12 protein-coding genes and 1 riboswitch are annotated in these 13,507 nt (G+C 40.8%); all 12 genes read right to left on the reverse strand.

Features of this window, described 5'->3' with window-relative positions; translation table 11 throughout:
* Positions 1 to 16: 16 nt before the first annotated feature.
* Complete coding sequence (locus tag K364_RS0101615) at positions 17 to 1,633, reverse strand: Na/Pi cotransporter family protein (RefSeq protein WP_028306570.1); 1,617 nt, start codon at positions 1,631 to 1,633, stop codon at positions 17 to 19.
* Between the two features lie 17 nt (positions 1,634 to 1,650).
* Complete coding sequence (gene phoU / locus K364_RS0101620) at positions 1,651 to 2,310, reverse strand: phosphate signaling complex protein PhoU (protein WP_028306571.1); 660 nt, start codon at positions 2,308 to 2,310, stop codon at positions 1,651 to 1,653.
* 118 nt (positions 2,311 to 2,428) lie between these two features.
* Positions 2,429 to 3,256, reverse strand: coding sequence for a lipoate--protein ligase family protein (locus K364_RS0101625; protein ID WP_028306572.1), 828 nt, complete (start codon positions 3,254 to 3,256; stop codon positions 2,429 to 2,431).
* Positions 3,257 to 3,258: 2 nt separating this feature from the next.
* Positions 3,259 to 4,716 carry an aminomethyl-transferring glycine dehydrogenase subunit GcvPB gene (gene gcvPB, locus K364_RS0101630; RefSeq protein WP_028306573.1) on the reverse strand — a complete coding sequence of 486 codons (1,458 nt, stop codon included), beginning with the start codon at positions 4,714 to 4,716 and terminating at the stop codon, positions 3,259 to 3,261.
* Positions 4,713 to 6,059, reverse strand: coding sequence for an aminomethyl-transferring glycine dehydrogenase subunit GcvPA (gcvPA, locus tag K364_RS0101635; RefSeq protein ID WP_028306574.1), 1,347 nt, complete (start codon positions 6,057 to 6,059; stop codon positions 4,713 to 4,715). Before gcvPA ends, gcvPB begins: the two co-directional genes overlap by 4 nt.
* Complete coding sequence (gene gcvH, locus K364_RS0101640) at positions 6,059 to 6,442, reverse strand: glycine cleavage system protein GcvH (RefSeq protein ID WP_028306575.1); 384 nt, start codon at positions 6,440 to 6,442, stop codon at positions 6,059 to 6,061. The genes gcvPA and gcvH overlap by 1 nt, the downstream gene beginning before the upstream one ends.
* Complete coding sequence (gene gcvT / locus K364_RS0101645; RefSeq protein WP_035267532.1) at positions 6,442 to 7,536, reverse strand: glycine cleavage system aminomethyltransferase GcvT; 1,095 nt, start codon at positions 7,534 to 7,536, stop codon at positions 6,442 to 6,444. Before gcvT ends, gcvH begins: the two co-directional genes overlap by 1 nt.
* A 292-nt stretch (positions 7,537 to 7,828) precedes the next feature.
* A riboswitch (glycine riboswitch) is annotated at positions 7,829 to 7,929 on the reverse strand.
* 11 nt (positions 7,930 to 7,940) lie between these two features.
* The gene (locus K364_RS0101650) at positions 7,941 to 8,582 is read right to left on the reverse strand and encodes a corrinoid protein (protein WP_028306577.1); all 642 of its coding nucleotides are present in this window, start codon (positions 8,580 to 8,582) and stop codon (positions 7,941 to 7,943) included.
* Between the two features lie 15 nt (positions 8,583 to 8,597).
* The gene (locus K364_RS0101655; protein ID WP_028306578.1) at positions 8,598 to 9,896 is read right to left on the reverse strand and encodes a PocR ligand-binding domain-containing protein; all 1,299 of its coding nucleotides are present in this window, start codon (positions 9,894 to 9,896) and stop codon (positions 8,598 to 8,600) included.
* A 111-nt stretch (positions 9,897 to 10,007) separates the two neighbouring features.
* On the reverse strand, positions 10,008 to 11,825 hold the full coding sequence (locus K364_RS0101660) for an ASKHA domain-containing protein (protein ID WP_028306579.1): 1,818 nt from the start codon (positions 11,823 to 11,825) through the stop codon (positions 10,008 to 10,010).
* 27 nt (positions 11,826 to 11,852) lie between these two features.
* The gene (locus K364_RS0101665) at positions 11,853 to 12,653 is read right to left on the reverse strand and encodes a methyltetrahydrofolate cobalamin methyltransferase (protein WP_028306580.1); all 801 of its coding nucleotides are present in this window, start codon (positions 12,651 to 12,653) and stop codon (positions 11,853 to 11,855) included.
* 64 nt (positions 12,654 to 12,717) lie between these two features.
* A complete protein-coding gene (locus K364_RS0101670; protein ID WP_028306581.1) occupies positions 12,718 to 13,350 on the reverse strand; it encodes a corrinoid protein in 633 nt (210 codons plus the stop codon).
* Positions 13,351 to 13,507: the final 157 nt, after the last annotated feature.

Raw genomic sequence — 13,507 nt, forward strand, 5'->3', positions numbered from 1 at the left:
ACTTTTTGCAAAAATCTTAAACAATTCCCATGACAGTTTGACTAATACTTACAGAGTGCAGGTTTATCCTTAAAAGATCATTGATCATATCCAAATAAGTGGAACTGCTGTCGAGTGTCCGTCCCTCTGGTGAAGCCATTCTGCAAAAGTGATTGAATCGCAGGTTCTTTTCTAATCTTAATATTTCAGGTTGGCCCTTTAATACTTCTGCAGCCAGCTCATAGTTATCCTCAGAAAAAGCCTCCAGGGACTTATAGTAATTCTCCTTAATTTTAGCGAACATGGCGTTAAACTCCTCTATGTCTTCTCCTGAAAAATGAGCCCCTTCATCTAATGCCCTATGATAACCCCTTGAAAGGCTGAGCACTATATCCCCTACGTGTTCCAGATCATTAATAACATATAAGTATTTTACCTGAAGCTGGGATTGATCCTCCTGCAGATCCCTCTCTGCCAGGGCTGTAATGTACTTTGATATCTCTACATAGAGGCTATCTACCTGACGTTCCTTTTTCATAAGATATTTCAGGTAGCCATCTGTTGGTGATTTTACATACAAGGGAAGTTTTGAGAGCATCTTGTCACCAACTAGCTTGCCCATTCCTATTATTTCATTTTTTGCCTGCCAGAGGGCCAGGTCAGGAACATCTAAAACATTTTCATCAATAAATTTGGTAACCTTTTTGCCATCCTCGATTTCATCTTCTTTTTCAGGAACAAGCTTATATATGAGCATGCTAAGCCAGTTTATTACTGGGAAAAAGAGCAGGGTTATGAATACATTAAAAAAGGTATGGGCATTGGCAATCTGTCTTGAAATGTCCTTACTGGAGGCAAGCACCAGGCCAACAAATGGTGAAATAAAGGGAATTACTGCAATAACACCTATTATTTTAAAGATAAGAAATGCCAGGGCAACCCTTTTAGCCTCCCTGGAAGAAGCAAGGCTGGATAGGAGAGCAGTAGCCGTTGTTCCTATATTAGCCCCCAGCATAATTGGTATTGCAGCTCCTATGGAAATCACCCCTTCCATTGCTAGCGACATTGCAATAGCAAGGGTGGCAGCACTACTTTGTACTATGGCAGTAAAGGCTGTAGCAACCAGCAAAAGTAAATAAGGTCTGTTAACCAATCCAAGCATTAGATTGGTAAAGACAGAATTGTCCTTTAGAGGATTCATTGCAGCTGTCATAACTCCCATGCCATAAAAGATAAGGCCAAATCCCAGGATTATCTGACCTGCATACCTTGCTTTTTTCTTATCTGAAAAGATAAGAAGCCCAGCTCCAACAGCTACCAAGAGCAGTGCATAATCAGTTACTTTAAAGGCTATTAGCTGCACTGTAAGGGTTGTTCCTATGGCCGAACCCATTATTACCCCAATGGCATTGGAAAAGGACATGAGGCCTGCACTCACAAATCCAACCAAAAGTACAGTAGCTGCACTACTGCTCTGGAGCAAAAAGGTAATTAGAATACCCACGCCTACTCCCTTTGCAGGGGTTTGGGTTAATTTGGAAAAAATATTCTTAATTTTGCTTGCTGAGTATTTTTGTAATGCCTCACTGGCCAGCTGCATGCCATAAAGAAATAGGCCAAGACCCCCAAACAAACCTAATATAATAAAAAACATTTGTATACTAATCCCTTCTAATCACATAATGTTTTTTTGCCCACTACCATATAATTGACCATTTCAGCAATATTCTCTGCATGGTCGCCTATTCGTTCCAGATCCCTGACAATTAAAAGAAACTGACAGGATTGGTCAATATATTTAACATCCTTTTTCATATATTCTACTAATTCATCCTTAAGAAAACCATACATTTCATCAACCTTTTCTTCCATGAGACATATTTCTTCTGTCAAGGAAGTATCCTGATTTCTATAGGCTTTCAGCGCTTTGCAAATCATTTCTATTGCCAATCTGCACATCTTTGGTATATCTATTAATGGTTTAAAATAATCTCCCATTTTTTCCAGCCTTACAACAGCCTCCCCAAGGTTTACTCCCAGATCTCCAACCCTTTCAAGCTCCTTAATAATCCTCATGAAGGCAGCAAGTTTTCTCAGGTCTTCTGGCGTGGGCTGCTGCAGCGATATTAATTCTAGAGCCTGCATTTCAATCTTTTCATTTAGTTTATCTATGGTTTCCTCTAATTCATTGATATGGGTTAATTTAGAAGGATCCTTATTTACAAGAGAATCTAGAGCTTCTTCCAGCAGCTTCTCCACATTTACACCCATCTCTATTACCTGATCCCATAAACGATTTAGCGACTGGTCATAAAAATTTACTCTTTTCATGATAAGTCTTCACCACCTGGTTTTTTAGGTTATGTTTTAGTATATTATTATATCACCTAATTCATCACATTTTAAGTGTTTGCTCTAAAAGATACCAAAAGAATCAAATATCCCCAGCCTATGGCCGGGGTATATTTGTAGTTCCATTATTCCAGGTGCTCTGGCTGTATTTTGTTTCCCTTAAGGTTATAGCATTTACCTCTTCTTCCCTGGTGAGTGCATCCCAACGCACATGAATATTAAATGTCTGGCTAAACCCTTCAGCCAGGGCTTTTGCAAGATCCCAGCAGTCAATCTCTTTTCCCAGTATTTCTTCCAGGGCAACGGCTTTCTTACGAAAATTCTCTTTCAGCCTTTGTTTTGCCTGGTTGTTAGATATTTTTAAAAGACTAAAAAGCAGTTCCACATCTAAAGCCATTGGTATAGAACCATGCTGCAGGAGGCACCCATGCTTTCTTGTCTGGGCACTACCCACCAGCTTTCTTCCCTGCCAGACAATCTCATGCCAGGACGGGGCATCAAAACAGGCAGCCGAACCTTTTTCCTTACATGGTCTTGCCATCATTTCCACTTCTATTCCAAAGCCGCCTAATCCCTTTACCAGGGCCCTGCTGATTTTCAAGTAAGACTCAATTATACTGCCGGACACTTGTTTTTCTTTTTCGCTGACTGCTATGCTGTAGGTAAGCTCCTTGTCATGAAGAATTGCCCTGCCGCCAGTCAATCTTCGTACAACCTGGATACCTTTAGCATGGCAAAGCTCCTGGTCAATTTCCCTATCCGCCCTTTGAAAATATCCCAGGGTAACAGCAGGAGGGTTCCATTTGTAGAAACGTATAGCAGGGGGCGATTTGCCCTCTATCACACTATTAAGTATGGCCTCATCAACAGCCATATTGTAAAAGCCATCATTATAGTCTGTATTGATAAACCTCCACGTTTCCAACCCTATTCGTCCCTTCTCCACCTGATAACAGGATTTCTTGCTGCTGATACTTCATCCAATCTACGAACAAGGGTTTTTTGCGGAGCATTTAGCAGTAATTCCTTGTTGGTTAAAGCCTCCTCGTGAATCCTTTCCATTACCTGTATAAATTCATCCAATGTCTCCTTACTTTCTGTTTCAGTAGGTTCTATCATTATTGCTTCTTCTACAATCAAGGGAAAGTAAACTGTTGGCGGATGATAGCCATAGTCCAGCAGCCTTTTAGCTATATCCACAGTATGAACTCCCTGGGACTTAACTGTTTTTGAATTAATCACAAATTCATGCTTGCAGGTTCTATCATAAGGCAGATGGTACGTTTTCTTAAGATGCTCCATGAGGTAGTTGGCATTTAAAACTGCACTTTCACTTGCCTCTTTAAGGCCACTGCTTCCTAATGCCTTTATATAGCAGTATGCCTTTATCATTACCAGGAAATTACCATAAAAACCCTTTATCCTGCCAATGGAATTATTCCTGTCACTATCTAAATAATAGGTGCCGTCCTCTCTTTTCTCAACAGTGGGAACTGGCAGAAATTCTTCTAGATAATCCATAACACCTACTGGACCAGAACCTGGCCCACCACCTCCATGGGGAGTGGAAAAGGTTTTATGAAGATTGAAATGCACCACATCAAAGCCCATATCACCTGGCCTGGCATATCCCATGACTGCATTGATATTGGCACCATCATAGTATAGCAGGCCCCCCGCCTTGTGAACCATTTCAGCAATTTGTATTATTTGACTTTCAAAGATACCCAGTGTATTTGGATTGGTAAGCATAAGGGCTGCAGTTGTATCATCCAGGACCTTTTCCAGGGCTTCTAAATCAACCTCGCCTCTGGAATTGGAGGGTACCTCCACAGTCTTGTAGCCTGCTACTGCAGCAGTTGCAGGGTTAGTACCATGGGCTGAGTCTGGGACAATAACTTTATCTCTTTTTGTTTCTCCACGTTTTTCATGGTATGCCTTAATAATCATTATACCTGCTAATTCTCCATGAGCACCTGCAGCAGGCTGCAGACTGACCCTGGCCATTCCAGCTATATTAGCCAGATCCCTTTCAAGGTTGTACATAAGTTCAAGGGCTCCTTGAAGCATTTCCTCAGGCTGGTAAGGGTGCAGTTTTGCGAAACCACTTAATCTAGATAGTTCTTCATTGACCTTTGGATTGTATTTCATTGTGCATGAACCAAGGGGATAAAAGCCTGTATCCACTCCATAGTTGTAAGTAGACAGCCTTGTAAAGTGCCTCACCACATCTATTTCAGCAACTTCAGGAAACTCGGCTTTTTTGTCCCTTAGATAATCCCTGGGCATCAGTTCCTCTAGTGGCTGGGAAGGCACATCACATGGAGGCAAATAACAACCCCTCCTGCCTTGTTTGCTTTTTTCAAATATTACAGGCTCTCTCATACTGCACCCCCCAATCTTTGAGCAAAGTGGTCTATTTCTTCCCTTGTTCTTAGTTCTGTAACACATATCAAGAGGTGATCAGACAGGTGGGCATCAAATTTGCCAAGGTCAACACCAGCTAGTATTCCCTCTTTTGCCAGGGTTCCAATTATTTCCGAGGCAGGTACTGGTACTTTTAATACAAATTCATTGAAAAAAGGTCTATGGGGATAGGCTGCTTCTATTCCCTTTATGGAAGTAAGCTTCTTAAAGGCATAATGTGCTTTTTGCAGATTAGTTTCTGCCATTTCCCTCAAGCCTTCCTTGCCAATGGCACACATTGCCATGCTGGCAGCAAGGGCGCATAAAGCCTGATTAGAGCAGATATTTGAGGAAGCCTTCTCTCTTCTTATATGCTGTTCCCTGGCCTGGAGCGTCAATACAAAGCCTGGCTTGCCGTCAATATCCTGTGTCCTGCCAACTATTCTTCCCGGGAGCCTTCTAACGTGCTTTTCAGTAGCTGCCAGATATCCTAAATGGGGTCCTCCAAAGGCAACAGGATTCCCAAAAGATTGCCCCTCACCAGCCACAATATCAGCACCCAGCTCTCCAGGGGTTTTTAACAATCCCAGGGCAACAGGTTCATTATTAACTGCAATTAGAAGAGCCTTCTGGTCATGGGCTATTTCTGCTAGTTTCTGTAATTCTTCCACACAACCATAAAAATTAGGATATTGTACAACTATGCAGGCAATATCTTTGCTCATTTTTGCTTCTGCTTCAGTTATTGAAGTAATCCCCCTGTCCAAGTCAACGCCTATCATTTCATTGCCTTGTGCCCAGGCATAGGTTTTAAGGGTTTGGATATATTCAGGATGTAAGCCTTTAGAGTATAGTATCTTGCTGCGTCTGGCAGCAGCTGCAGCCATGCTAACTGCCTCTGCAGCTGCAGTTGCTCCATCATATACACTGGCATTTGCAGCGTCCATTCCAGTTAGCTCGCAGATTAAGGTCTGATATTCAAATATGGCCTGCAGGGTCCCCTGGCTGATTTCTGGTTGATAGGGAGTATAGGCTGTATAGAACTCTGACCTTAAAAGCAGCTGATCGATAAAGCTTGGAATATAGTGTTCATAGGCTCCAGCACCCATAAAACTGGTTAGTTCATCAAGGCTGCGATTTTTTGCCGCTATTTTTGTCACATGCTTTCTAAGCTCATACTCGGACATCCCATCTCCAACATCTAGTACTGCTGCCCTTCTAATATCTTCTGGTATATCATGGAATAGCTCTTCAATTTTGCCGTACCCAATGCTTTGCAGCATCTGGTTTTTATCTTCCGTTGTATTAGGACTGTATCTCATTACTCCTCCTCCTTGAGAAATTCTTGATATTCCTGGGCTGACATCAAACCGTCCAGTACAGATAAATCCCCTGCCTCCATTTTTATTATCCAACCATCTCCATAGGGGTCAGTGTTAATTAGCTCTGGAGAATCCTCAAGGGCTTCATTAACAGCAGTCACTGTTCCCCCAAAGGGTGCATAGCAATCAGATACTGCTTTCACTGATTCTATATTTGCAAAGGATTCTCCACTTTCAAAACTGTCACCAACCTCTGGCAGCTCAACAAACACTACATCCCCCATTGCTTCCTGGGCATGAAATGTAATCCCTATAGTAACTTCCTTTCCGTCCACTCTAATCCACTCATGATCTTTTGAATACTTTAAATCAACTGGATACATTATAAATTTCCTCCTTTTTTATAAAATGGTGTGGCAATAGTAACTGCCTTTTTCTTCTTACCCCTAATATCAATTAGTAGTTCTCTACCAACATTAGCATACTCTACTTTTACAAGGGCATTACCTAAATTCTTATTTAGAAAGGGAGCGGGAGAGCCTGTAGTTACAAAACCAACCTCTTCCTCATTAACGAATACAGGATAATCTGACCTTGCAATTCCCCTGTCAACCATCTCAAAGCCAACAAGCTTTCTGTAAACTCCCTCCGCCTTTTGCTTTTTCAGGGCTTCTATTCCAATAAAGTACTCCTTTTCAAGAGCAACAAATTTACCAAGCCTTGCCTCTAGCGGGGATATATCCTCCCCTAGCTCGTGACCATACAAGGGCATGCCTGCTTCAAAACGCAGTGTGTCTCTGGCTCCAAGACCAACAGGGACAATATTTCCAGCCCCCGCCATGAGTATCTTTTCCCACAGGTCAAGTGCATATTCTGGCTCAAAGTAGATTTCAAAGCCGTCTTCTCCTGTATAACCAGTACGGGAGATCAGACATTCAATGCCATTTACTTCCCCATACTCCCAGCAATAATATTTAATATTACTCAAGTTTATATCAGTTATTGACTGGAGTATCTCTAATGACATGGGCCCCTGTATGGCCAGCTGGGCAGTGTTATCTGATTTATCTGTGATTTCCACTTTCCCTGCTTTATGCTGCATCATCCATTTAAAGTCCTTTTCCTTATTGCCTGCATTTACAACAAGCAGGAATTGGTCCTGGGCCATTTTATAAACAAGCAAATCATCTACAGTTCCGCCCTTTTCATTACATAAAATGGCATATTGAATCTGACCCTGGTTAAGTTTTGAAACATCATTTGTAACCATTTTTTGAACAAAGCCCAGGGCATCCTGGCCCCTTATCCATATCTCACCCATGTGGCTTACATCAAATAAGCCGGCTTTTGTTCTTACTGCCATGTGCTCTTCAATAATACCCTGATACTCAACTGGCATATGCCAGCCACCAAAGTCAACCATCTTGGCTCCCAACTTTACATGAGCCTCGTATAAAGGTGTCAATTTTAATTCCACTTTGCTGTCAGCCTCCTTTTTTATTTGCTTTATAATAACATTCCCTGTATACTCACCCCTTTCATTAAAATTATGTTTTATGACCAGCTTTGGCTGCGGGCACCACCTCTCTTTTTTAAAAAATTTTTTTCTTAATTATGAGCATTTTTTTATATTTTTTAAAAAAGAAAAAAGACAGCGTTAAGAAAATAGCTGTCTTCCCTGTCCTGAAACCTGAGAGATTGTCCGACATAACACATATGTCGGTTTCCCCTTGGGTGTTTTCTTTAATTAGAAAACTCTCCAGAGATGTGTCCTTTTAACGGTTCTTTTGCCTGAAAGTTTCAACAGTCCCTTAGCAATAAACTGCTTTGCTTCTTCGGCGCCTTAATAGGTCTCTCCCGCTAAACCTCATCCACCTTTATTTAATTATTATTCATTATTTCAAGAGCAACCTCAACTGCCTGCTGCGCACTGGCTCCATATGCATCAGCCCCTACTGCTCCTGCATAGTCTCTTGTAAGGGGCCCACCACCAACCATTACCTTAATGCTATCTCTAAGACCTTCTTTTTTCAAGAGCTTAATTGTCTCAGGTATAACAGGCATAGTTGTGGTCAGCAAGGAGGATAGGGCAAGAATGTCAGGCTTATGGCTTTTGACTTCGTGAACAAATTCCTCTGGGGAGACATCTATACCCAAGTCAATAACTTCAAAGCCTTTACCCCTTAACATCATTATTACTAAATTTTTCCCTATGTCATGCAAGTCACCAGCCACTGTGCCAATTAATATTCTACCAGACATGGACATCTCTGACTTGGAAAGGTATGGTTTTAGGACATGGATTCCTGCATGCATGGCTCTTGATGATATTAAGACCTCAGGAATATATACCTGATCATTTTTAAATAAGACGCTAACCCTATCCATACCCTTTAGCAAACCACAGTTTAGAATGTCTATAGGATTATAATCTCTCAGAAGCAAATCTTCCACAAGTGTTCTAACCCTGTTGGCATCCCCTTCCATAACTGCGTTAAGAATGTATTCATACTCTTTTGCCACAGCACTCCCCCCTACTTATAAAGCTTTCCTCTTATATTGACTGGGAGTAACTCCTTCACTCCTCTTAAACACCTTGGTAAAGTAGCTGGGATCTTCAAACCCAATTTCATTGGCAACCTGCATTATGTTGTACTTTGGATTCTTCAACAGTTTTTTAGCTTCTTCAATTCTGATTTTTATTAAGAACTCCATGATTGTACATCCCAGCTCCTGCTTGAAAATTTTACTTAGATAACATGGACTGAGATATACAGCCTGGGAAATGTCATCTATAGTGAGTTTTTCAATGAAGTTAGCTTTCATATACTCGGCTGCCTTCTGAATAACCTGAAGATTTTTTATATCATCACCATCATCTACACTATCTACAAACTTTTGAGTGATTTTTAAAAGCCACAAGCAGAGATCTTCAATGTTATCCAGCCTCATCATTTCATCAATGTATCTTGAATTCAGACTGAGCAGACTTTTTAGGTTAGCTCCACCCTCTACAGCTGCCCTTGACATGACTACCAGCAATTCTAACGCCCTAGTCTTTATCTCCTGGATATCACCAGGGTACTTTTGCAGTATATCTGCCAGCAATTCATTTAAAACCCTGTAGGTGCCATCCCAATCACCATTTCGAACCTTTGTAACAAGCTCCTGCTCCTTTTCAAGGGCATAAACTCTATTTGAACGGGTCTCTATCTTTTTAAAGGCTTCTTCCAGCTGCTTCCTGGCAAACATTTCTTCCCCAAGGCGTGCCTGCTGTTCACTTATTTCCTTTCGCTGCTGAAGTGTGATAAGACTTGTTTTCATCAGGTGATTTGCTACAACAAATAATAGGTCTGCAGCTCCCTGAACCATTTGGGGAGAAACTACCGCTAAAGATTTTGTTGCCTCTGTTAATTCGCCTAAATCCACGCCTAACCCCAAGCACATTTCTTTAATCTCTTCAAGAAAGTAGTCCTCAGGCTCCCACATCAGCACCTGGGCACAAATAATTGCCCCTAAATACTTATCCTCCAGCATTAATGGTGCAGCCCAACCTACCAGACCTGCGTGGCAGCGAAATATATATGGTTCACCATATTTTGCGGCCTCTTTACCTGCTCGCTCATAAGATCTTTGACATTTTTCAAGGCCTTTTGCCGATCCTCGTACAATCTGGCACAATTTACAATCTTCAGGAAATTCCGTCGGAACAATGCGCCCTTCACCCTTGACGTTTACAATTACGGCCCTTAATCCTGTGGCTTTTTTAAAAGAGCTTAATATTTTTTGGAGAATTTCTTCTCCTATAAGACTTCTTAATTCTATAGAATGCAGCATGGGCAATATCTCCCTTTCTACTGGTGACTTTCCACTAACTTTATGTTACCCATTATAGCATTCTATATTTCTTGCAATTTTCCTTCTTTTTATGAAACCTTACCACAGCTTCTACTGCCCAAAACCCATGGCCATCATAAATTCATCCTGAAAATCAGGTCTGCTTGACAATTCTATATACCTGATTTTGTCAGCAATATAATCTGCCCTTTCTTTTTCTTTATCAGACGCCAGGACCATCCTGGAGCCAATTCCAGCTGCATTTCCCACCTGTTCAATGTCAAGCTCATAAGGCAGCAGGTTTATTGTTTTAGCGCTTTTCACCTGTATATAATTACCAAAGGCCCCGGCCAGCAATACACGGCTAATATCCTTAAATTCAATACCTAACTCCTTGGTCAAAATCTTAATGCCTGCATAAATTGCACCCTTAGCAAGCTGCAATTCTCTAACATCCTTTTGTGTTAAAACCACATTCTCCATTGCATGCTCAGCTTTATACAGGACAAAATCAAAACCATGTTGACCCTCGACAATTCTACTTTTTAATGTTGCTGGCAAATGGGGCACTTCGTCTGGCGGAAGTATTCTTCCTCCTTTATGAATTATACCAACATTTACTAGCTCGGCAACAGCATCCACAAGGCCGGAACCACAAATACCTATGGGTTTTGCATCTCCTATAACTTCAATATATACGTCATCTGTAATCTCTACCTTTTCTATAGCACCATCAGCTGCCCTCATGCCTTGCTTGATCTGGGCACCTTCAAAGGCTGGGCCGGCTGCTGCTGAGCAGGCTAATAACCTTTCCCTGTTCCCCAGGACTATTTCTCCATTTGTCCCAATATCTACAGCCAACAAAATGTCCTCACTTTTTTCTAAAAAAGTGGCCAGGACAACCCCGACAGTATCAGCACCCACATAACCTGCTACATTAGGAGTAGTATACAAAACAGCCTCTCTATTTGCATTAATTCCTAATGAATGGGCTCTTAGTTTAAGTGAGTTCTGGAAAACAGGTATATAGGGAGACATGGCAATATTAGTTGGGTCTGAACCCACAAGGAGATGCTGCATAACAGTATTGCCAACTGTAGCCACACTATATATGTTTTCTTTATTGATCCTGGCATTAGTCGTTAGATTATTGACTATACTGTTTAATGTTTCTATTACTTTGCTTTTTAAAACCTCTAAACCCTTTTCGTTCTCGGACACATAAGTTATCCTTGCTATAACATCTGCCCCAAAGCTTCTCTGACCATTTGCCTCTGCATGGGCAGCTATAACCTTCCCAGTAATAAGGTTTATTAAGGAGCCAACAACAGTAGTGGTGCCAATATCAAAGGCAACACCATATATCTCCTTTGAAGTATCCCCTTGTTCAATGTCAATTATCTTTTTATCATAAAGCGTAACTGTAATATTATACTTTGATTGGCGAATTATATCAGGTGCTTTTTCTATTACCTGCAAAGACACATCAAGATCATCCTCGCCCAGAGCTGACATAATTCGATTAACATCTGACCTTTGATCCTCAAGGTTTGGCTTATCAATAACAATATTAACCTTCTTTAACCTGGTGGATACTTCATAATAGTCCTTACCACTTAAGCCGGTTTTCCTGTCACCTTCCTCAGCTTTTTGAGGCAGTAGAATTGATAGATGCTCTTCAATAGGAATAAGGCAGGCTAATCTCCAGCCTGCCTCAATTTCTTCCTTTGAAAGCTTCTTGCCTGCTGCTCTAGCTAAAGCCTTCTTTCCATCTAAGACTTTAATCTTACACTTGCCGCAGGTGCCTTTTCCTCCACAGGAACCTTCTATTTCAATTCCTGCGTCTAATAAAGCTGAGTGAAGGGATTTTTCCTCTGCTACTTGAAGCTTCCTGTTTTCAGGAAGTACAGTAATCTGGAATGATTTCAAAGTTAGTCCCTCCGCTTATTCTAAATTTTATTCTTCATACAAACCATTTCTATGGGCAGTTAAATATTTTCCACAGAATGGGTCTTGACCTAGAGTTGCCATGGATGAATATATGAAGCCCATCATCTTCTTGTCAAGTGGGTTAAGAATGTAAGCATCCATACCCATGGTCATTGTTTGAATCATAAATGTTTGATTTAATATTTTTCTGTTAGGCAATCCGTAGGAAATGTTACTTAAACCACAAATTGCGTGGACCTTTGGATAATTTTCTCTGATGTATCTAACAGTTTCAAGAACTTCCAAGCCAGCCTTGTCACCTGTACTTACAGGTTTTACTAGAGGGTCAAGATAAATATCGTCTTCAGCTACTCCATTGCTTGTTAGATCCTTAATTAATTTATCAACAATAACTATTCTGTCCTCTGCTGTTTCTGGCATGCCAGAGTCATCCATACATAGAGCTACTACTTTAGCATTATACTTTTGTACTAAAGGTAATATTACTTCAAATCTTTCTTTTTCTGCAGTTATTGAGTTAACCATAGGCTTCTTAGTTTTAGTTAAAGCTAGTCCAACCTCTAATGCCTTTGGGTTTGGGCTGTCAATACATAAAGGAGCGTCTACTGCTTCTTGAACTGTCTTAACAAGCCATTCCATAACCTCTGGCTCATTAAATACTTGAGTACCACAGTTTACGTCAACATAGTTTGCACCAGCCTCAACTTGCTCTTTAGCAATTTTTTGGATATATGCTGCGTCTTTGCTTTCAACTGCAGGTTTAATATCCTTTCTGCTGGTATTAATTAATTCACCTACTATTAGCATTATATTACCTCCACACAATTCTTTTTATTAAAGAACCAACGGGAATTTCCCATTGGTCCCTTCTTTAAGCTTGCAACTTGTCGCAGAGTTCGGTTGCAGATGCTGCATCTGGAGCATATCCGTCTGCACCAATTTCATCTGCAAACTCCTGAGAAACGGGCGCTCCACCAATTATGCACTTAACCTTGTCTCTTAAACCTTCTTCTTTTAATACTTCAATTGTATCTTTCATAGATAACATGGTAGTTGTTAACAAAGCTGACATGGCTACAAAATGAGGATTGTGTTCTTTAACAGCTTCTACAAATTTTTCAGGAGTAACATCTACTCCCAGGTTAACTACCTGGTATCCAGCACTCTCCATCATCATACCAACCAGGTTCTTGCCAATGTCGTGCAGGTCACCTTTAACTGTTCCTATTATAACCTTGCCTTTAGTTGGAACATCAGCATCTGCTATTAATGGCTTAACAATGTCCATTCCACCGTGCATGGATCTAGCTGCCATTAAAACTTCAGGGACAAACATGTCTCCGGCCTTAAATCTTATGCCAACAACAGTCATTCCTGCAACTAAACCCTGGTTAATAATTTCTAATGGATCTACACCCTGATCAACTAAGCTTTTAGTAAGTTCCTTAACTTTTGCCTCATTACCGCTAATCACTGCATTTGATAGCTCTTCAAAGTTTGGCATTTACATCTTACCCCCTTAAAATATTTTTTCTATATGTTTTGCTTGGGCACATGTCTTTAATATATGTAGTGCCCAACTATATCTTTAATTATTCTTTGTAAAATTTGAATCTCCTCGGTAAAATACTGTTTTCTCCTGCAGAATATGATACTTTTTT

The sequence above is a fragment of the Desulfitibacter alkalitolerans DSM 16504 genome (assembly GCF_000620305.1).
GTDB classification, from domain to species: domain Bacteria; phylum Bacillota; class DSM-16504; order Desulfitibacterales; family Desulfitibacteraceae; genus Desulfitibacter; species Desulfitibacter alkalitolerans.

Coding starts and splice junctions, on each gene's coding strand:
- gcvPB (WP_028306573.1), bottom strand. CDS start 4,716: ATGAGAGAGCCTGTAATATTTGAAAAAAGCAAACAAGGCAGGAGGGGT.
- K364_RS0101670 (WP_028306581.1), bottom strand. CDS start 13,350: ATGCCAAACTTTGAAGAGCTATCAAATGCAGTGATTAGCGGTAATGAG.
- phoU (WP_028306571.1), bottom strand. CDS start 2,310: ATGAAAAGAGTAAATTTTTATGACCAGTCGCTAAATCGTTTATGGGAT.
- K364_RS0101665 (WP_028306580.1), bottom strand. CDS start 12,653: ATGCTAATAGTAGGTGAATTAATTAATACCAGCAGAAAGGATATTAAA.
- K364_RS0101655 (WP_028306578.1), bottom strand. CDS start 9,896: ATGCTGCATTCTATAGAATTAAGAAGTCTTATAGGAGAAGAAATTCTC.
- gcvH (WP_028306575.1), bottom strand. CDS start 6,442: ATGTATCCAGTTGATTTAAAGTATTCAAAAGATCATGAGTGGATTAGA.
- K364_RS0101615 (WP_028306570.1), bottom strand. CDS start 1,633: ATGTTTTTTATTATATTAGGTTTGTTTGGGGGTCTTGGCCTATTTCTT.
- gcvPA (WP_028306574.1), bottom strand. CDS start 6,059: ATGAGATACAGTCCTAATACAACGGAAGATAAAAACCAGATGCTGCAA.